Here is a 19,977-nt window from a genome sequence, read left to right as displayed (position 1 = left end):
AGAAACAGCGATCAGGCGGACATGCTGCCATCATGCATCCAGGCCGCGTGCTTGGGCGCCTGTTTGGTCCGGTCCCACTCGTTGACCATGTCCCATTTCACCTGGTCGAGCATCTGCATCATCTGGGGCGTGCCGCAGTCCCAGGCCAGTTCCAGGCGGTGGCCGTTCGGGTCGAAGAAGTAGATCGACTTGAAGATGGTGTGGTCGGTCGGGCCCACCACGGCTATGCCTGCGGCTTCGAGCCTGGCCTTGGCGTCAATCAGGTCCTGATAGCTGCCGACCTTGAGCGCCAGATGCTGCACCCAGGCCGGGGTGTTCTCGTCGCGGCCCATGGCGGGCTGGCTCGGCAGCTCGAAGAAGGCCAGGATGTTGCCGTCGCCCGCATCCAGGAAGATATGCATGTACGGGTCCGGTGCCTTGGTCGAAGGCACTTCGTTTTCGGCGATCGCCAGCACCAGCTTCATGTCGAGGTGCTTTTCGTACCAGTCGACGGTGGTCTTGGCGTCCTTGCAGCGGTAGGCGACATGGTGGATCTTTTGCACGAGCATGGGGTCTCCTCGGGTGGTTGTTGTCGGGTGAATGTCAATCGGATGTCGCCATTGGACGCCAGATCCATCTATCATTCAAACGGTTTTTTCTTATGGATTTATCGGATTAACAGATGAATGTCACCTTGAGGCAGCTGCGCGCCTTCCTGGCCGTTGCGCGCACCGGCAGCTTCACCCTGGCCGCCGAGAGCCTGTACATCACGCAATCGGCGCTCAGCGGCCTGATCAAGGAACTCGAGCAGACCCTGGGCACGCGCCTGGTCGACCGCAGTACGCGGCGCGTCTACCTGACCGAGATCGGCGCCCGGCTCTACCCGCAGCTCGACGCCAAGCTGCAAGACCTCGACGACATGCTGCACCAGGTGGTCGACCCGACGCTGCAGCAGACCGGGGTGGTGCGGGTCGCGGCATCACAGCTGCTGGCCTCGACCCTGATGCCGGACCTGATCGCCGACTTCCAGGCGCAACACCCCTTGAGCCAGGTCAAGCTGATCGATACCCCGGTCGAGAGCGTGATGGCGCGCGTCTTCGCCGGCGAGGTGGAGCTCGGCATCGGCCCGGAGCGCGAGCCGAACTCCGACATCAGCTCGACCCGGCTGTTCGACGGACCGTTCATGGCAGTGTTTCCGCCCGATCATCCGCTGGCCGGCATCGAGCGCCTGTGCTGGGCCGACCTGGCCGATCAGCCGGTCATCGCCCTGCAGGGCCAGTTCACCGAACGCCTGAGCCAGGACCTGCGCGCCGCCGCCCCCGACCTGGCCTTCAGCGCCACCACCGAGGTCGCCTACATGTCGACCGCGCTGTCGATGGTCAAGGCCGGACTCGGGGTGGCGCTGTGCATTCCCTACGCTGCCCCGCTGGTCGAGCTCTACGGCCTGCGCATGAGCCAGCTGTTCGGCCCTGAGATCCGCCGCAACTTCGAGGTCTTCACGCGCCGCGGCCGCTCGCTGTCGCCGATTGCGCAAAGCTTCCTGGACTTCATCGGCCCGAAGATCAGGGCCATGCCTTATCTGCAGTGAACAGCCGGCCGGAACGCTACTGGGGGCGGGCGCTAGGCCTTGCGCATGGCCTGTGCCATGGCGTCATGTCCACGCGCCTGCAGCCTATCGGCGGCATTCAGACGATCGCGCGCCTCCCGGTTCTGGCTCAGCTTGACCTTGCCGACCAGCGAGGTGATCGCGATCTCGATGCCCACGATATGGCGCAGCAGGCCGTCGATGTAGTCCGGCGCCGCGTCGCTCATCTTCCAGGGGACGGGCTCGCCGGCCTCGTGCCGCTTCGTCAGTCGCCCGACCATGCCACGCACGAAGCGCTCGTCGTCGCGCACGGTGAGCAGGCCATGGGCGTGCACCACCTCGTAGTTCCAGGTCGGGACCTGGCGATGCGTCTCGTGCTTGCTCGGATACCAGCTCGGCGAAATGTAGGCCTCTGCGCCACGGAACACGACCATGACCGGCGTGCCGGTCGGGCAGCGCTGCCAGAGCGGGTTGGCGCGCGCCACATGGGCCGTGAGCAGGCCATGCGTCCCCGCGCCGGCGTCGTACTCGAACGGGACATGGTCGGCGTCGAGCCCTGCACTGTCACTCGTGACCAGCATGCCGAGCGGGTGCGCGCGGATGATGCGGGTCAGTTCGTCGGGCCGGGTCTCGGCGAAATGGGCAGGGATGTACATCGTGGGTGGGCGGATGAATGACGGCAATAGCTTTCACTATCCCACAACCGGCCCGTCGTGCGCGCCCGTCGCAAATCCCAGTCACTGCGCATCGATGATGCGGCGGCCCTGCTCGGCGTGTCCGTGGACCTCATGTCACGGCTCGAGAACGGGCAAGGTTCGGTCCGCCTGGACAAGGTCATGGCGGTGCTGGACGGCCTGGGTCTGGCACTGATGGTCCTGCCGAAGGAGCATCCCTGGGTGCGCGAGACGGAGCACGGCGCCCAAGAAAGCCTCAAGCAGTAGGACGGTTATCGCGAATGACGGACTGAAGTCCAAGATCCATGGACAGCAACTGCAAGCCATGGCACAGAACAGTCGCTGCAATCAGCGCGTCGGGCAACTTTACGCGCTGTGTACGCCGCGCAACTGGTCCTGAATGTCCAGAGGGGAGCCAGCAAAAGTGGTGGACTCACGCAGGCCGCCACACAACGATGCCAGTGTCACGGACTGGCGAGCCGCCTCCTGCCGGGCCTGGCGAGCGCTCAGGAACTCGGCAAAATCCAGTACCTCTGCCAGCAAGGGTTCAGGCAATGTATGGGCTGTCTCCCATAGGCGTTCAGCGATTGTCGGCATGGTGGGTGCCCTCCGGCTCAGTTGCAATGCAAATGCAATGTTAATCCTTCTGGTCGCTAACCCATGCACGATGATGGCTGCGATAACGCCGCCTCCTCCCCATAATCAGCATGACATCAGCCATGATCCACGGCCAAACCCTCGAAGCCTGGTGCGCCAGCCACCCCCTGATCCGCGACCTGGTAGCGCTGCGCGAAACCAGCTGGTTCAACCCCGCGATTGCACCCGCAGCCACCGCGCTGGCTGATGTCGGGCTCGGGGCCGAGGAGGTCGCGCAGGCCAGCGCTCGCCTGCAGCGCTTCGCACCCTACATTGCCAAGGTGTTCCCGCAAACCGCTGCGGCGGGCGGACTGATCGAGTCGGGCATCCGGCCCTTGCCGCGTATGCAGCACCTGCTGCTGGATGAGGCTGGCCTGCCGATGAGCGGCCAGCTCTGGCTCAAGACCGACAACGAGCTGCCGATCTCGGGCTCGATCAAGGCGCGCGGCGGCATCCACGAGGTGCTCAAGCATGCCGAGGACCTGGCGCTGCAGGCAGGGCTGATCCGCCCTGGCGACAGCTACGCGGTGCTGGCGAGCGATAGCGCGCGCCGGTTCTTCGGCCAGTACAAGATCGCAGTTGGCTCGACCGGCAACCTCGGGCTGTCAATCGGCATCATGAGCGCCCAGCTCGGCTTCCAGGCCAGCGTCCACATGTCGTCGGACGCGCGGCAATGGAAGAAGGACAAGCTGCGCGCCAGCGGCGTGACAGTGGTCGAGTACGGATCGGACTACAGCGTCGCGGTCGAGCAGGGGCGCCGGCAGGCCGAGTCCGACCCCAGCTGCTACTTCGTCGATGACGAGAACTCGCCGTACCTGTTCCTGGGCTACGCGGTGGCGGCGGAACGGCTCAAGCACCAGTTCGAGCAGGCCGGCGTGCGGGTCGACGCGGATCATCCGCTGTTCGTCTACCTGCCCTGCGGCGTAGGCGGCGGGCCGGGCGGGATCGCCTTCGGGCTCAAGCTGGCCTTCGGCGACGCGGCGCACTGCATCTTCGCCGAGCCGACCCACTCGCCCTGCATGCTGCTGGGCGTCTACACCGGGCTGCACGACGCGGTCAGCGTGCAGGAGTTCGGCATCGACAACGTGACGGCCGCCGACGGGCTGGCAGTGGGACGGCCCTCGGGCTTCGTCGGCCGGACCATGCAGCGCCTGATCGACGGCTATTACACCGTCACCGACGAGGAACTGTTCCGGCTGCTGGCGCTCGCGCACCAGGAGGAGGGCGTCAAGCTGGAGCCCTCGGCGCTGGCGGGAATGCCGGGCATGGTGCGGGTGCTGCGCGACCGGAACTACCTGGAACGCATCGGCGCCACTCCGGAGCGACTGGCGAATGCCACGCATCTGGTCTGGGGCACGGGCGGGAGCATGGTGCCGGAGGGAGAGTTTGCCGCTTATGTCGAGAGGGGGATGGGCGTGCAGTGCAAGCCATCACCTGGAGATGCTGTCTGATGGAAAACCGTGATGCTCAACCCAGCCTGTCAATCCGCCTGGCCGCCTCGTCCAGATGTGCGGCCAGGGCTTGCAGGCAGGGCGCGAAGTTGCCGGAAAACCGTTCATCTGCGCGTAACTTGTCCAGGTAGTCACGCGCCAGGGCCAGCATCGCGGGCCAGACCATCAGCATCGACCCGGTACACCGGCAAGTCGGCACAGCCACGGTTGCGATCGCACAGCCGGTACTGAATGGATCGGGCGGCGCCAATCCGCACCACCTCGCCGCCCAGCGTGGGTTGGCTCAGCCCAAGCTTTTCCTGCAGCGAGCGGGACGTGGCGGGGCCTCGGCCCACGTGCAGGCGGAGGCTGGCAGCATGGAGAGGCACGGCTTGAATCGATGCATGAATAGATCAATGAATGGATTCTGGGTGATCGGTCCACACTTTTCCCGAGCGGCGCACTGCGTCTTTGCCGAGCCGATCCACTCGCCCTGCATGCGACTGGACGTCCATACCGAGGTGTACGAAACGGCCAGCATCCAGGATGCTAGGCATCCATCTGCTGACGGACGAGGCACTGTTACGGCTGCTGGTGCTCGTGGACCAGGAGGAGCGCATCGGCGTCACTCCCGTACGACTGTCCAATGCTGCACATCTGGCCTGGGCACGGGCGGGAGCATGGTGTCGGAGAGGGAATTTGCGGCTTATGTCGAGGGGGGACTTGACTTGAAGTAAAAACTGTCACAAAGTGAATCGTCATGGTAGGTCAAAAAATGGAACTCACATTTATCCCAATCGCGGCGATCCTGATTCTGTCTATTAAACTAGCCGGACAACCCCAGAGAAAGTCTCAAGCGGGTATCTTACTCGGCTTGTCTGTTGCCGCTTTTCTGATTAATGAAATTGCCCTACGTCAATTTCACCCTGAATACAATATCAGGGTTGATCTGATCATATTAATCCCCTTGGTGTTGGTCGCTGCATCACGAATTATCTTTCCGCATGCAGACAAGAATTCTCAGTCTTCTGCCAGTCGTTTGGCAGCTAGCTGCCTCACTCTTAGTCTAGTTAATTTGGTCGCATGGATGCTTCCGATACTCGCTTCAGTTGCCGTGCTAAAAGGACACAAGGCGCTGAAAGAAGGCGTAAGCGGATCTGATCGCATCAAGGTATTTTTTGGACTTTTCTTGGGCTATGGGCAAATCATGGCAGCCGCTTACCTGTGGCTTTCCATATTTGAATAAATTTCAGCTCAACCTCACATCATTTCATCCCCCCGTTGTGATGGCGAACACCGGCTTGAAATCCATCTTAGACCAAATCACTGCAGCAGGAAATGCAGCCGCAGCATGGTTTCGTGATCAAACGGCGAAAAACTCGCCGCCTTGGGTGGCGACGCATTCGTGATCAACGAGATCATCTCATGCCAAGAGGAGCTACAAGGTCTATCTCATCAGGGAACTCCGTTTTTCAAGTGCACGGCATGCTCAGATTCAAACTCAGATCTTGCTACTTCATGCTGACATTTTCTCGCGACTCAGGCTATGCCCGTCACCGTGGAAGGCCGAGTTTTGATCAACATCAATAAAGCCATACAGACTACATGCCATCAACCTCCAAACACCTTCGCATTGCCGCAGCGCTGACAATATGCCTATCTGACCAATACGCGACCTCCGCGACACCGTCAGTTGATATTTCCAATATCCGAAAAAGCGTAATAGGTGAATTAGTCTCTGGTTGTGTGGCGGCAGTCATTGCTCCAGCAGTAAGAAGCTACATGCAGCGTGCAGAACAAGATGGGGAGCCTTTTTCTTCGGAATTCGAGGCAAGAGCTGAAATGACCGGCAGCGCCAAATGGAAATCCGAGATGGAACCGATTATCCGCTCAAGCTGCGAGTGCTTAATGAAGCAGGAGATCGATGATATTAAAAACTCCCAATCAACCGATGATATTGAGAATATTGTTCTGATTTTATCGAAACGACATGTAGGCTCAATGAATATAGAGGCCGAAGAGGAAAAACTCAAGCACTGCTTTAAACACGTATTCGACAGGTAGAAAGCAAGAAATATTCACCCAATACACGGCAAAGCAAACGAATTCAAAATTTCATATCTACCTTTATCCCAAGCCATTTAAAACCGAAGCACAGCACAGCTAAACGCCCGCCGGCAACTTGGTGGCCATCATCTTCCTGCGATCCAGCCGGCGGCCATCAACGATGAAGGTCCCGTCGCCCACCGCGTGGAGCCTGCGCTGCTCCTTGCGGTCGGTGTCGAGGTAGGCGGCGACCCCCTCCAGCACCACGATATCGTGCCTTTCGATGATGTCGATGACCTGGCACTCGATGTTGGCGACGCATTCCTTGATCAGGGGCGGCCTGACTTGCATGGCCGGCACGGGCGTGAGCCCGAAGCGGGAGAACTTGTCCGTATCCGCCCCGGAACAGGTCCCTATGCCGACCACCTGGTCCAGCAGATCGACGGTGGGAATGGCAATGACGCATTCCCGGTGCTTGCGCAGCGCCGCGAAGGAGTGATTCCATGCCCCCGTGGTGATGGCGAACACCGGCTTGAAATCCATCACCATGGTCCAGGAGATGGTCATGATGTTGTCCTTGCCCCCGTCATGGGTGGTCACGAGGACCACTGGCCCTGGCTCGATCAGCGTGAATGCCTGGTTCAAACTCGATCTCAAGTTTGTATTTCTGCTTCCTGATTCTCTTCTCCGGTTTTTTTAAGTAGAAAAAAACCAGCCTTCATGGATTCATTTGTTAGTGGGTATTCTTTCAATTGTCCAAAATATTGTGGATTATAAGTTATAATTGTAATTCCTGCCTTTGTTTTGGCATCTATTATTTTAGGTATTTTTGGGCGAGATTTTAGGATGACAGTTGCGAGGTTAAGATTTATGGTGTTAACTTCACTTATTGCAAGTCTAGATTCTTTTGTTCCTTTGTTTTCTATTGGATTTCCATGGCTAATAGCCAGCTTAATTAGTTGTGAAAATAATTCATCAGCCTTTATTTTTAATTCATGTTTTCTATACGGAGATTTAGTGCTGCTCTCTTGATTGCTTGAGCCTGCAGGAATACTATTCTCCGATGGATTCTTGTTTAAGCTTAAAATTGTCGTTTGGTTGCATTTGACTTTTATGATTTGAGATTTTTCTATTTGATTTGCAAATGAGGTCAGATTTTGTGAATCTGTTTTCTTTAATTTATTTTGTTCAATATATGCTTTTGTTAATGGGAATCTCCAGAGGTGATCTCGATCCATAATTATCGACACACTACTTCCGACGTTCTTTTTGATTCGGAAAAGATGCGGGAAGCTTTCCGGTGCTTTAAGCAGTAAATTTTGAATGTTTTGATAATGCTGCAATGGCATGTCCTGACCCGTAAACGAAAGCAGGTTTTTGCTTGACGATTTCTGCTTCCATTTTTTAATTTCAATTTCTTTACACATGGCAAGGTAATTGGAGTCTGCTTTCTCTAGAAGTTCTTTAAGAACATCGTGAGCCTCGCCCGTTGCTTTAATAATTCTTGCGGTCGGTGATTGACACGCTGGTGTCTTTGAAATTGCACATGCCGTTTTTGGAAATATTTCCAATACAATATTTGACTGATTTCCTGGCTGTATGACCAAGCATCCTTCATGAACATTACTTACTTTAACGATGAGTGGGCTTTTAAATCTCAGCTTCCCAGAAATTGCTGAGGATACATCACTTTTTTGAAGAGATCTTCCGTTGATCAATTCCCCAATCAATTCCTTCATAGACATTCTGAGTAGCGATCCACTCGATGAAACCAATTTGCACAACTGAGTAAACACCTCATCCAATTCTGCATTCCTTATTTTTTCACGGTGATCATAAAAGGAAGTGAGATTGTTAAGAATTACTTGATCATGGGCTTCATTTTTCCGAACAAGGTTAGACCGAATGTAATGAACTCTCCCGTCTTCACTGTTGTCTATTTGATTAATTAGATCTGTCTGTAATTTTTTTGACTCAACCAAAGGCTCTGGAAAGGCAGTCTTTACATCTGCGACTTCTTCACGATAGAGCATAAATACCCGATATTTAGTCTCCCAGTCGTGATGGCTCTTATTAAACAGCTTGAATCGTGACGTCCATTGCCAGGACTCGTTGAGGCGAAATCCATCTCCCCGGATCAGTAAATTGTTTTTTAATAATGATTCGATCAGTATCTTCTGTTCATGTTGAGTAATCTCCTGGTTATCAGCAAGCTCTTTTCCGAGTTCTAATGGTCGGCTTTCCTTGAAATCAAGGCGTCGAACAATGTTTCTGAGAAATGCATCAAAGGGTGTCTGTACCTTATCAAGCAGTTGCTTATTACTCTGGATAAACCGTCCATCCGTGTAGATCAAACGGTTGACCGTTTCGGTGGAGAACACCGATCGCACACGGTTGGCGCACAAGGGAAGGATGTCGAAGTAGAGTTGTGCCGCTGTTATTCTCAAACCTCGGGATCGCAAATGGGCTAACGCCTGACTGAAGGAGAAACCACTCGTGGCATAAATGTCTACGTAATGAAGAAACTCCTCGATGTCATCTGAGCCAGTGAATCTTGCTCTGATTCTTGGCAACTGAACGATAGGTTCTTCAGCCTCGTGGATTTCCGTTTTTTTGAGTTTAGGAATCGAATTTTTTGAATTCACCTCCTGCACTTGTTTGGTCTTCTGGGTCTCTGTACTTTCCAGTCGAACGAGTCTAGCCCTCGTCGACCTGATTGACCTGCCAACCGTCACAACTTTTTCGTTATCAAGTCTGTTTGGCTGTAAGTCAAGATGATCGATGACGTGTTGCACATCCTTCATTTCAGCGAACGTCGCTTGGTTCCACAAATCATCGAACCAACGGTGCAACTCATCCAAGTGTTCTGTTGTCTCTACCCGAAACCCCAGTTCGACCCGGCTCAGAAGGCCTCTGAGTGTCAGGTTGGCAGATCCCACATAGGCTGCCAGAGGGCCAATAACCGTCTTGGCGTGTACGCCCGAGTAGTGACGTACCTGATCTCGATTCACGTCAAGAAAGTCGTGTATGAGTGGACGTTCATTCCTAGGTGCAGCAGCCAGCCACTCATCAAGATCTGATATCAATTTCCACGACGAGCTGATACCGACGATCCGCTTCAGATAACCAAGTCCGATGTAGGGGCTCACGATCTTTATCGGGTTTCCTTTTGATGTCTGCACAATGGCATCATCAAATGGCGACGTTTGTGATGAATGGGTGGTCGATTGGTACAGTAGCTTTAGCACGACTCTGACTTTTCTTGTTTGGGGGATAAATAGCAAAAAGACTATGTAGGATCTTATCATCCAACAGATTTTTCTACTGTAGCAAGCACTGCGTATGATGGCGAAAGCATTCCCCGTGTATTGAGACCACTACAGCACCTGATTGGGTGTGTTCGTTGTCCGGCTCCTCCGCGCGGAAATCGGAGCCGTTCAATTAAGGCCACTATGACTGCAATGCTGCACACAGCCGTCAGGTGATCGTCCATGACCAACGTCCTCATCCGCTGCGTAGCCACTACTTGCAGGAGGCCCTTTTACTACCTCACCACTCACCAGAGAGACCACCGACAGTCCAACTCACGAAGCAGAACACCATTGACATTTTTGCCCACTAATCATCACCATGACTTTTGTTTTTGATCATTATGCACAGCTTGGCGCAGTTCCTGCTTCCCAGGATCAGTCCCAGCACCTTGCCTGGGAGCCGTTTCCCCCGTAGAATGACAACAAGCCAGAAGGACATGAACATGACGCCCCCACCCTGCCTGGTCTGGCTGCCGGCCGACCATCGTCAACTGGGCCCGCATGCCACGCCCTACCTGCTGCTCGGCGACAAGTACGCCCGCGCGGTCCGGGATTGCGCCTTGGCGCAGCCCGTGATGTTCCCGCTCGCGCAAGCCACTGATCTGCCCGGCTTGCTGGGCCTGGTCGACGGCGTGCTGCTGACCGGGTCGCCGTCCAACGTCCATCCCTCGCATTTCGACCAACAGGTCCACGACCCCTTGCTGCCGCTCGACCCGGCGCGCGATGCACTCACGCTTGCGCTGGTGCGCAGCTGTGTCGAGCAGGGCGTGCCGCTGCTGGGGATCTGCCGCGGTTTCCAGGAGATCAACGTCGCGCTCGGCGGCAGCCTGCACCAGACCGTGCATGGCGTGCCGGGGCTGATGGACCACCGCGAACGCGGCGACACGCCAGAGCAGGAATACGCCCCCAGCCACGAGGTCCGGCTCGCACCCGGCAGCGCGATGGAGCGCTGGGCCGGCGGGCCGGTGGCGCGGGTCAATTCGCTGCACGGCCAGGGCGTGGACCGGCTCGCGCCCGGCTTGCGTGCCACCGCGCATGCGCCTGACGGCCTGGTCGAGGCGTTCGAGCTCGAAGGCGCGCGCAGCTTTGCCTGCGCGGTGCAGTGGCACCCCGAATGGCGCTGCGCCGAACACCCGTTCTACGCCGCCATCCTGTCGGCCTTCGGCGCGGCGGTGCGCCAGCGCCAGGCCGAGCGCCTATCCGGCAGCAGAACCATCCCACAGAGGCAAACATGAACAACCGCAAGGACGCTCCGCAGAGCTACAACGACCTCGAGCATTGGCTGAACCAGCGCCGCGTGACCGAAATCGAGTGCCTGGTGCCCGACCTGACCGGGGTGGCGCGCGGCAAGATCCTGCCGCGCGAGAAGTTCACCGAGGACCGCGGCATGCGGCTGCCGCAGGCTATCGTCGCGATGGGCGTGACCGGCGAATTTCCGCCCAGCGGGCCCTATTACGACGTGATCGCGCCGACCGACCACGACATGCAACTGCGCCCCGACCCGTCAACGGTGCGCATCGTGCCCTGGGCCAGCGACCCGACCGCGCAGGTGATCCACGACTGCTTCGACCATGACGGCAAGCTGATTCCCTACGCGCCGCGCAGCGTGCTGCGCCATGTCTGCGGCCTCTATGAAAAGATGGGGCTGAGCCCGGTGGTGGCGCCCGAGCTCGAGTTCTACCTGACCGCGCGCAACACCGACTCCAACATGCCGCTGAAGGCGCCGGTCGGACGCAGCGGCCGCGCCGAGACCTCGCGCCAGGCCTACAGCATCGACGCGGTCAACGAGTTCGACCCGCTGTTCGAGGACATCTACGACTACTGCGGCAAGATGGAGCTCAACGTCGACACCCTGATCCACGAGGTCGGTGCCGGCCAGATGGAGATCAACTTCTTCCACGGCGATCCGCTCAACCTCGCCGACGAGGTGTTCATGTTCAAGCGCACCGTGCGCGAGGCTGCGCTGCGCCACGACATGTACGCGACCTTCATGGCCAAGCCGATCGCGGGCGAGCCCGGCAGCGCGATGCATATCCACCAGAGCCTGGTCGACCAGGCGACCGGCCGCAACATCTTCAGCAAGGCCGATGGCTCGCCGTCGGACGAGTTCTTCTACTTCATCGGCGGGTTGCAGCGCTATATCCCGGCCGCGATGGCGCTGGTGGCACCCTATGTCAACAGCTACCGCCGCCTGGCGCGCCATACGGCGGCGCCGATCAACATCGAGTGGGGCTATGACAACCGGACGGTGGGCATCCGCTCGCCGATCTCGGGGCCGCAGGCGCGCCGGGTCGAAAACCGTGTCATCGGCGCCGACGCCAACCCCTATGTCGCGCTGGCGATGACGCTGGCCTGCGGCTACCTCGGGCTCAAGAACAAGATCCGTCCCAAGCCCGAGATGCGCGGTGACGCCTATCTGGCGCCCTACACGCTGCCGCGCAGCCTGGGCGAGGCGCTCGACTGGCTGCGGCGCGAGACCGATCTGCACGAGGTGCTGGGCGAGGGCTTCATCACGGTCTACACCGAGGTCAAGGAGCTCGAGTTCGAGGAATTCATGAAGGTGATCTCGCCCTGGGAGCGCGAGCACCTGCTGCTGCATGTCTGATTTCAGGAGACCCGACCATGACTAATAAGCCAACCCCATCCAGACAGCCCTTGACCGTCGAGCTGCAGGCGCTCGACAGCGCGCATTTCCTCCATCCCTTCACCGATCACCAGGGCCTGGCGGCCAAGGGCGCGCGCATCATCACGCGCGCCGACGGCGTCCATGTCTGGGACAGCGAAGGGCACCAGATCCTCGACGCGATGAGCGGACTCTGGTGCGTCAACGCCGGCTACGGCCGGCGCGAGCTGGCCGAGGCGGCCTACCGCCAGATGCTCGAGCTGCCTTACTACAACAGCTTCTTCCAGACCACGACCGAGCCGGCAGTGCGGCTGGCCGCGCGCCTGAGCGAACTGGCGCCGCCGGTCGGCGGGCGGCGCTTCAGCCATGTGTTCTTCTCGAGCAGCGGCAGCGAGAGCAACGACACCAATGTACGACTGGTGCGGCGCTACTGGGACCTGATGGGCCAGCCCAGGCGCAAGGTCATCATCAGCCGCATCAATGCCTACCACGGCAGCACGATGGCGGGCGCCTCGCTCGGCGGCATGAGCGGCATGCACGCGCAGGGCGACCTGCCGCTGCCCGACATCACCCATATCCAGCAGCCCTACTGGTACGGGTTGAGCCAGCCGGGCGAGAGCCGGGACGATTTCGGCCTGCGCGCCGCGCGCTGGCTGGAGGACAAGATCCTCGAGGTTGGCCCGGAGCGGGTCGGCGCCTTCATTGCCGAGCCGGTGCAGGGCGCCGGCGGCGTGATCATCCCGCCCGACAGCTACTGGCCCGAGGTGCAGCGCATCGTCGACCAGTACGGCATCCTGCTGATCGCCGATGAGGTGATCTGCGGCTTCGGCCGCCTCGGCCACTGGTTCGGCTACGAGAAGTTCGGCATCCGGCCCGACCTCGTGACCTTCGCCAAGGGCGTGACCAGCGGTTACCAGCCGCTGGGCGGCACGCTGATCAACGAGCGCATCGCGCAGGTGATGGTCGAGAAGGGCGGCGAGTTCACCCACGGCTATACCTACAGCGGCCATCCGGTGGCCTGCGCGGTGGCGCTGGCCAACCTCGACATCCTCGAACGCGAGGACCTGCCGGGCCGGGTGCGCAACGACACCGGGCCCTACCTGGCGCAGCGCTTCGGCGAGCTGGCCGAGCACCCGCTGGTCGGCATTGCCGAGAGCTGCGGCTTCGTCGCCGGCCTCGCGCTGGTGCAGGACAAGGCCAGCCGCAAGCCGTTCGCGCCCGAACTCGGTGTCGGCATGCTGTGTCGCAACCACTGCTTCAACAACGGGCTGGTCATGCGCGCGGTCGGCGACCGCATGATCGTCGCGCCGCCGCTGATCATGGACCGGGAGCAGATCGACCAGATGATCGCGCTGATCCGGCTGGCGCTGGACCGCACGCTGGCGGACTTGCGCGAGCGTGGCGTCGCGATCGGAGCCTGAGGACAAGTCTGAATTATTCCCGTCAGTCGTGCACAGCGATGTGGACAACTTGTTGACCGCATTTGCAAGTTATTGATTTTTAAAGCGCCTCATCGAGGCGCTTATTTTTTGTGCAATCAGAAAAACCAAGTTGCTAACAAGCCTGTGGATTAAATTCTGGTAACTTGATGGTTATCCACAGAGGTTTTGTCAAGCGGGAAGTTGCTATACCCAAAGATGTCCACAGAAAACTAGTTATTCACAGACTTTTAAATCTTGCAAGATTTTGATAAATTTCTTGAAAAACAAGTTATCCACAGACTTCTTCAACCTTCTACTACTACGACTATCTTTAAAAAATTAGTCATAAGAGATAACAGTAAAACTTCCGCGGACAGGAAAACCGGCTGGCAAGGACAGGGACCTGCTGAGAAACCAGGCATAAATACCCCCTGGGGGTACTTGATTTGGCTTGGCATACCCCCGCAGTCAGGTTTCAGAAACCGGTTTTGCCACTACCCTTTGACTACAATGTTCCGAGATGCCTGGCACGGGAAATGCAAGGCCTTGCCGGTCAGGCCATGGCCTGGACCACCGATCACCTGAAACAGGAAAAATGATGCAAAAACGTGTTCTGTTGCTGGCGACCGTTGCGGTCGCTGCCCTGGCGGCTTGTGGCAAGAAGGAGGAGCCGGTCGCGCAGGCTCCGGCGCCCGCCCCGGTCGCTGCCGAGGAAAAGGTCCTCAACATCTACAACTGGCCGGACTACATCCCCGAGGGCATGGTGGCTGCCTTCGAGCAGGAAACCGGCATCAAGGTCAACTACGACACCTTCGAGACCAACGAGGCGCTGCATGCCAAGCTGGTGGCTGGCAACACCGGCTACGACATCGTGGTGCCGGGTGCGGTGTTCGCCAAGCCGCAGATCGAGGGCGGCCTGCTGCAGCCGCTCGACAAGGCCAAGATCGCCAACCTGGGCAACCTCGACCCGGATGTCATGAAGATCCTCGACAAGGCCGACCCAGGCAACCAGCACCTGATCCCCTGGGGCTGGAGCTTCACTACCGTCGGCATCAACAAGACCAAGGTCGAGAAGGCGCTGGGCAAGACCCCGATGCCCGAGAACGCCTGGGACCTGGTGTTCAAGCCCGAGTACACCGCCAAGCTCAAGTCCTGCGGCATCGCCTACCTCGATTCGCCGACCGAGATCCTGCCGGCTGCGCTGCACTACATCGGCAAGGACGCCTACTCGAACGATGCGGCGGATTACAAGGCCGCGACCGAGATGCTGGGCAAGGTGCGCAAGGACATCCGCCTGTTCAGCGCGACCATGATCGACGACATCGCGGGCGGCAAGGCCTGTGCGGTGGTCGGCTGGGCTGGCGACATCAACATCGCGGCCGGCCGCGCCAAGGAAAACGGCTCCAAGGACGTGATCGAGGCCTTGCTGCCGAGCACGGGCGCCTTGAGCTTCTTCGACACCATGGCGATCACCAAGGACGCCAAGCACCCGGACAACGCGCACAAGTTCATCGAGTTCTACCTGCGCCCCGAGAACGCGGCCAAGATGGCCAACGAGATGAACTACAACACCGGCAACAAGGCGGCGATCGACCAGGTCGACCCGGCCATCGCTGGCAACAAGACCATCTTTGTCGAGTCGGCCTACCTGGCCAAGATGGTGCCGCCGAGCAGCTTCAGCAACGAGGCACGCGAAGCCATGGCCAACGCCTACAACGCCTTCAAGCAAGGCAAGTAAGACGCCGGCTGATCCGGTGAAGCAGGGCTGTTTGGCGCAAACAGCCCTTTTTTTTGACAGAGCATTTGGGCATTCCGAGGGCCACCATGGCAGAGATGAAAGAGGGCTATCTGGTCACCGAAGACCTGGTCAAGCGCTTCGACGAGGCAGTCGCGGTCGACGAGGTCAACCTGTCGATCCGCCAGGGCGAGATCTTTGCCCTGCTGGGCAGTTCGGGCTGCGGCAAGTCGACCCTGCTGCGCATGCTGGCTGGCTTCGAGAAACCGAGTTCGGGCCGCATCCTGCTCGGCGGGCAGGATGTCGCCGCTCTGCCACCCTACGAGCGCCCGATCAACATGATGTTCCAGAACTATGCGCTGTTTCCGCATCTGGACATCTGGGAGAACGTGGCCTTCGGCCTCAAGCGCGAGGGTTGCCCGAAGGACGAGATCAAGCGCCGGGTCGGCGAGATGCTCGAGCTGGTGCAGCTGGCCCCCTATGCCAGGCGCAAGCCGCATCAGCTCTCGGGCGGCCAGCAGCAGCGCGTCGCGCTGGCGCGCAGCCTGGCCAAGCGGCCCCAGTTGCTGCTGCTCGACGAGCCGCTGGGTGCGCTCGACAAGAAGCTGCGCGAGCAGACCCAGTTCGAACTGGTCAACATCATCGAGAGCGTCGGCGTGACCTGCGTCATGGTGACGCATGACCAGGAGGAGGCCATGACCATGGCCAACCGGATCGCGATCATGAGCAAGGGCCGCGTGCTGCAGGTCGGCAGCCCGAAGGAGGTCTACGAATTTCCGTCCAACCGCTTCGTGGCCGACTTCATCGGCAACGTCAACCTGTTCGACGGCCAGCTCAGCCTCGACGAGGTCGACCGCTGCGCGGTCACGACCGCACTCGGCGAGATGCAGGTCGGCCATGGCATCAGCGGCGCGCTCGGCATGCCGGTCACGCTGGCGGTGCGCCCGGAGAAGATCAGCATCGCCAAGCAATGCCCTGCTGGCGTGGACCGCAACCTGTTCCGCGGTCGGGTCAAGGAGATCGCCTACTTCGGCAGCTTCAACACCTTCATCGTGGTCACGCCGGATGGCTCCAAGGTCAAGATCACCGAGCCCAACGGCTCGCGCCATGACCTGCTCGACCTGACCTGGGAAGACGAGGTCTTCTTCTGGTGGGACGACACCGACGGCGTCGCGCTGCGCGACTGAGGGAGCTTGCGATGAACCGCTTCTTCCGTCTGCTCGGGCGCGAGTTCGTGATCGGCCTGCCGTTCACCTGGCTGGCCGTGTTCTTCTTGCTGCCGTTCCTGATCCTGGCCTACATCAGCTTCGTCGAGATGGGCAACGACATCCACCCGTTCAAGCCGCTGTGGGACAGCGCGAGCGGGGTGCTCAACCTCAAGTACGAGAACTACAGCTCGATCTTCCGCGCCGAGGACGGGGCGCTGTTCGACACGATCTACCTCGAGGCCTATGGCCGCTCGCTCAAGTACGCGTTCGCGACCGGGCTGCTCTGCCTGGCTTTCGGCTATCCGTTTGCCTATTTCCTGGCACGCGCCGATGCCCACTTGCGCCCGGCGCTGCTGATGATGGTGATGCTGCCGTTCTGGACCAGCTTCCTGCTGCGGGTCTATGCCTGGAAGGGTATCCTGGCCGACCAGGGCCTGCTGAACCAGTTGCTGCTGGCGCTCGGGCTGATTGCCGAGCCGGTGCAGATGCTCTACACCGATGTCTCGATGCTGGTCGGCATGACCTATGTCTACCTGCCCTTCATGGTGCTGCCGCTCTATGCCAACCTGGTCAAGCTCGACTACGGCTTGCTGGAAGCGGCCTACGACCTCGGCGCCACGCCCTGGAAGGCGTTCTGGCTGGTCACGGTGCCGCTGTCGCGCGCCGGCATCATCGCGGGCTTCATGTTGGTCTTCATTCCGGCGCTGGGCGAGTTCGTGATTCCGTCGCTGCTCGGCGGGCCCGAGAACCTGATGATCGGCCGCGTGGTCTGGGACGAGATGTTCACGGCCAACAACTGGCCGCGCGCGTCGGCGCTGGCGGTGGTGATGATCGCGGCCATCGTGGTGCCGCTGGCCCTGTACTACCGGCGCCATGGCCAACAGGCCGACGGCCGGCATTGAGCGGGAGCACAAGCGATGATGAAATTCCTCGAAAAGCACCTCGGCAAGGCCTGGCTGTTGCTGGTCTATGCCTTCCTCTACCTGCCGCTGCTGTTCATGGTGGTGTTCTCGTTCAACAGTACGCGCCAGGACGCCCGCTTCACGGGCTTCTCGCTGCGCTGGTACGAGGCACTGACGCGCGACAGCAAGATCGTCGAGGGCTTCTTCCTCTCGCTCAAGGTCGCGGCCGTGACCGGGGTGCTGTCGGCCACCCTGGGCACCTTCGCGGCCTTCGTGCTGGTGCGCTACCGGCGCTTCTTCGGCCGCACGCTGTTCTCGGGCATGGTCAACGCGCCGCTGGTGATGCCCGAGGTCGTGATCGGCCTGTCGCTGCTGCTGCTGATGGTCGGCGCGCAGAACCTGCTGGGCTGGCCCGAGCGCGGCATGCTGACCATCATCCTGGGCCACACGCTGGTGGGTATGGCCTATGCGATGGTGGTGGTGCAGTCGCGCCTGCTCGAGATGGACCGCGCGATCGAGGAGGCGGCGATGGACCTCGGGGCGCGTCCGCACCAGGTGTTCTTCCTGGTGACGCTGCCCAACATCTTCCAAGCCATCCTGGCGGCCTTCCTGTTGTCGTTCACGCTGTCGTTCGACGATGTGGTGATCTCGGAGTTCCTGTCCGGTCCCGGCGTCAACACGCTGCCGCAGGTGATCTTCGGCTATGCGCGCCGCGGCATCAACCCGACCATCTACGCCGCGGCGACGCTGCTGATCGCGACCGTGACGGTGGTGATCGTGGCCTACAGTGTCTGGGTCGCGCGCCAGACCCGAAGACGTGCGCGCGAAATTGCAGCCGCGACCCGCAGTTGAGACCCGCACCGGCAGCCGCACCGTCCGACGGCTTGGCTGCCGGCCCTGCTTGGCGCTAAGCTAGCCTGACATTCCCAGTCCCGGAGTCCCATGACCGATATCAGCCCCCCGAATTTCGATGGCCGCGCCCTGATCAACGGTCGGCGCTGTGCCGCACAGGATGGCCAGACCTTCGATGACCGGTCGCCGGTCGATGGCCGCGTGATCGCCCAGATCGCCCGTGGCGGCGCTGGCGACATCGATGCCGCCGTCGCGGCCGCGCGCGCCGCCTTCAACGACCGGCGCTGGGCCGGCCAGCCGCCGGCGCAGCGCAAGCGCGTGCTGATCAAGCTGGCCGAGCTGCTGATGGCGCAGCGCGACGAGCTCGCGCTGACCGAATGCCTGGACATGGGCAAGCCGCTGCGTTTCGCGCGCAGCGTCGATGTCGCGGGGGCGGCCAACTGCATCCGCTGGTATGGCGAGGCGGTCGACAAGATCTACGACGAGATCGCGCCGACGCCGGCCGATTCGCTGGCGCTGATCACGCGCGAGCCGCTCGGCGTGGTCGGCGTGATCGTGCCGTGGAACTATCCGCTGCTGATGGCGGCCTGGAAGATCGCGCCAGCACTGGCGGCCGGCAATTCGGTGGTGCTGAAACCGAGCGAGAAGTCGCCGCTGACCGCCTTGCGGCTGGCCGAGCTCGCGCTGGAAGCCGGCATTCCGCCTGGCGTCTTCAACGTGGTGCCGGGCTACGGGCCCGAAGCCGGCAGCCCGCTCGCGCTGCACATGGATGTCGATGGCATCGCCTTCACCGGTTCGACCCGGGTCGGCAAGCAGATCCATGTCATGGCCGGCCAGAGCAACCTCAAGCGCGCCTGGACCGAGCTCGGTGGCAAGTCGCCCAACATCGTGTTCGCCGACTGCCCGAACCTGGATCGCGCGGTCGAGGCCGCGGTCAACAGCGTCTTCTTCAACCAGGGCGAGAGCTGCAACGCGCCGTCGCGCCTGTTCGTCGAGGAATCGATCAAGGACGCCTTCCTGGAAAAGGCCTTGGCGCTGGTGCCCAGATACCAGCCGGCCGATCCGCTGGCCTCGGGCACGATCATGGGCGCAGTGGTCGACCGTACTCAGCTCGATACCGTGCTGGGCTTCATCGAATCCGGCCGGGAGCAGGGCGCACGCCTGCTGACTGGCGGCGCGGCGGTCGAGCCGGTGGCCGGCGGCTGCTATGTGCAGCCGACCATCTTCGACGGCGTCAGCAACGACATGCGGATCGCGCGCGAGGAGATCTTCGGCCCGGTGCTCAGCGTGCTGTCCTTCAGCGACGCCGCCGAAGCGGTGCGCCAGGCCAATGACAGCCTGTACGGCCTGCAGGCCGCGGTCTGGACCCGCGACCTCAACAAGGCGCATGGCGTGGCGCGCGCGCTGCGCGCCGGCACCGTGCATGTCAACCAGTACAACGACGACGACATCACCGTGCCCTTTGGCGGTTTCCGCCAGAGCGGTATCGGGCGTGACAAGTCGCTGCATGCCTTCGACAAGTACACCGAGCTCAAGACGACCTGGATCAGGATCGACAGCCCGGTCTGAGGCCTG

General features: G+C 60.2%; 19 protein-coding genes. 13 read left to right on the top strand and 6 right to left on the bottom strand.

What is annotated here, in order from left to right; translation table 11 throughout:
- Nucleotides 1-11 precede the first annotated feature (11 nt).
- Entirely contained in the window at nt 12-548 is a 537-nt protein-coding gene (locus C6P61_RS07550) for a VOC family protein (protein WP_105729320.1), read from the bottom strand.
- Between the two features lie 113 nt (nt 549-661).
- Between C6P61_RS07550 and C6P61_RS07545 the strand changes: the two genes are divergently transcribed.
- On the top strand, nt 662-1,567 hold the full coding sequence (locus tag C6P61_RS07545; RefSeq protein WP_105729319.1) for a LysR family transcriptional regulator: 906 nt from the start codon (nt 662-664) through the stop codon (nt 1,565-1,567).
- A 32-nt stretch (nt 1,568-1,599) separates the two neighbouring features.
- Here the strand turns inward: C6P61_RS07545 and C6P61_RS07540 are convergent, their stop codons facing one another.
- Complete coding sequence (locus C6P61_RS07540; RefSeq protein WP_105729318.1) at nt 1,600-2,220, bottom strand: FMN-binding negative transcriptional regulator; 621 nt, start codon at nt 2,218-2,220, stop codon at nt 1,600-1,602.
- Between the two features lie 57 nt (nt 2,221-2,277).
- Here C6P61_RS07540 and C6P61_RS07535 point away from each other — a divergent pair, with 57 nt between their 5' ends.
- Nucleotides 2,278-2,505, top strand: coding sequence for a helix-turn-helix domain-containing protein (locus tag C6P61_RS07535; protein ID WP_244908828.1), 228 nt, complete (start codon nt 2,278-2,280; stop codon nt 2,503-2,505).
- 99 nt (nt 2,506-2,604) lie between these two features.
- Here C6P61_RS07535 and C6P61_RS07530 read toward each other — a convergent pair whose 3' ends face one another.
- On the bottom strand, nt 2,605-2,835 hold the full coding sequence (locus C6P61_RS07530; RefSeq protein WP_105729317.1) for a DUF2281 domain-containing protein: 231 nt from the start codon (nt 2,833-2,835) through the stop codon (nt 2,605-2,607).
- Between the two features lie 122 nt (nt 2,836-2,957).
- Between C6P61_RS07530 and C6P61_RS07525 the strand changes: the two genes are divergently transcribed.
- Nucleotides 2,958-4,325: a D-serine ammonia-lyase gene (locus tag C6P61_RS07525; protein ID WP_105729316.1), complete on the top strand. Its 1,368-nt coding sequence runs from the start codon at nt 2,958-2,960 to the stop codon at nt 4,323-4,325.
- Between the two features lie 16 nt (nt 4,326-4,341).
- Here C6P61_RS07525 and C6P61_RS17920 read toward each other — a convergent pair whose 3' ends face one another.
- Nucleotides 4,342-4,497, bottom strand: coding sequence for a hypothetical protein (locus C6P61_RS17920; RefSeq protein ID WP_170067340.1), 156 nt, complete (start codon nt 4,495-4,497; stop codon nt 4,342-4,344).
- Nucleotides 4,498-5,079: 582 nt separating this feature from the next.
- Here C6P61_RS17920 and C6P61_RS17640 point away from each other — a divergent pair.
- Both C6P61_RS17640 and C6P61_RS17635 read left to right on the top strand, forming a co-directional pair.
- Nucleotides 5,080-5,550 carry a hypothetical protein gene (locus tag C6P61_RS17640; protein ID WP_146114991.1) on the top strand — a complete coding sequence of 157 codons (471 nt, stop codon included), beginning with the start codon at nt 5,080-5,082 and terminating at the stop codon, nt 5,548-5,550.
- Between the two features lie 359 nt (nt 5,551-5,909).
- Nucleotides 5,910-6,368 carry a hypothetical protein gene (locus C6P61_RS17635; RefSeq protein ID WP_146114990.1) on the top strand — a complete coding sequence of 153 codons (459 nt, stop codon included), beginning with the start codon at nt 5,910-5,912 and terminating at the stop codon, nt 6,366-6,368.
- Between the two features lie 99 nt (nt 6,369-6,467).
- On the opposite strand, the gene C6P61_RS07520 is transcribed toward C6P61_RS17635, so the two are convergent.
- Together C6P61_RS07520 and C6P61_RS17630 are read right to left on the bottom strand one after the other, a co-directional pair.
- Nucleotides 6,468-6,995 carry a flavin reductase family protein gene (locus tag C6P61_RS07520; RefSeq protein ID WP_244908826.1) on the bottom strand — a complete coding sequence of 176 codons (528 nt, stop codon included), beginning with the start codon at nt 6,993-6,995 and terminating at the stop codon, nt 6,468-6,470.
- A gap of 8 nt (nt 6,996-7,003) precedes the next feature.
- Nucleotides 7,004-9,499, bottom strand: a complete 2,496-nt coding sequence (locus tag C6P61_RS17630) for a phospholipase D-like domain-containing protein (RefSeq protein WP_146114989.1) — start codon at nt 9,497-9,499, stop codon at nt 7,004-7,006.
- A 605-nt stretch (nt 9,500-10,104) separates the two neighbouring features.
- On the opposite strand from C6P61_RS17630, the gene C6P61_RS07510 reads away from it, so the two are divergent.
- The 8 genes from C6P61_RS07510 to C6P61_RS07475 all read left to right on the top strand — a co-directional run bounded on the left by C6P61_RS07510 (nt 10,105) and on the right by C6P61_RS07475 (nt 19,971).
- Complete coding sequence (locus tag C6P61_RS07510) at nt 10,105-10,896, top strand: gamma-glutamyl-gamma-aminobutyrate hydrolase family protein (protein ID WP_105729336.1); 792 nt, start codon at nt 10,105-10,107, stop codon at nt 10,894-10,896.
- Entirely contained in the window at nt 10,893-12,266 is a 1,374-nt protein-coding gene (locus C6P61_RS07505) for a glutamine synthetase family protein (RefSeq protein WP_105729313.1), read from the top strand. The genes C6P61_RS07510 and C6P61_RS07505 overlap by 4 nt, the downstream gene beginning before the upstream one ends.
- Nucleotides 12,267-12,283: 17 nt before the next feature.
- Complete coding sequence (locus tag C6P61_RS07500) at nt 12,284-13,705, top strand: aspartate aminotransferase family protein (protein ID WP_105729312.1); 1,422 nt, start codon at nt 12,284-12,286, stop codon at nt 13,703-13,705.
- Nucleotides 13,706-14,303: 598 nt separating this feature from the next.
- Nucleotides 14,304-15,443: an extracellular solute-binding protein gene (locus C6P61_RS07495; RefSeq protein ID WP_105729335.1), complete on the top strand. Its 1,140-nt coding sequence runs from the start codon at nt 14,304-14,306 to the stop codon at nt 15,441-15,443.
- A gap of 86 nt (nt 15,444-15,529) precedes the next feature.
- On the top strand, nt 15,530-16,627 hold the full coding sequence (locus C6P61_RS07490; protein ID WP_105729311.1) for an ABC transporter ATP-binding protein: 1,098 nt from the start codon (nt 15,530-15,532) through the stop codon (nt 16,625-16,627).
- An 11-nt stretch (nt 16,628-16,638) separates the two neighbouring features.
- On the top strand, nt 16,639-17,550 hold the full coding sequence (locus tag C6P61_RS07485; protein WP_105729310.1) for an ABC transporter permease: 912 nt from the start codon (nt 16,639-16,641) through the stop codon (nt 17,548-17,550).
- Nucleotides 17,551-17,565: 15 nt separating this feature from the next.
- On the top strand, nt 17,566-18,402 hold the full coding sequence (locus tag C6P61_RS07480; RefSeq protein WP_105729309.1) for an ABC transporter permease: 837 nt from the start codon (nt 17,566-17,568) through the stop codon (nt 18,400-18,402).
- 90 nt (nt 18,403-18,492) lie between these two features.
- Nucleotides 18,493-19,971 (top strand): aldehyde dehydrogenase, encoded by a 1,479-nt coding sequence (locus C6P61_RS07475; protein ID WP_105729308.1) that lies wholly within the window; start codon nt 18,493-18,495, stop codon nt 19,969-19,971.
- The last annotated feature ends 6 nt before the right edge of the window (nt 19,972-19,977 follow it).

Source organism: Malikia spinosa (assembly GCF_002980625.1).
GTDB classification, from domain to species: Bacteria; Pseudomonadota; Gammaproteobacteria; order Burkholderiales; family Burkholderiaceae_C; genus Malikia; species Malikia spinosa.
Note: the sequence above shows the minus strand (reverse complement) of the source record. Positions and strands in the feature narration are given on the sequence as shown.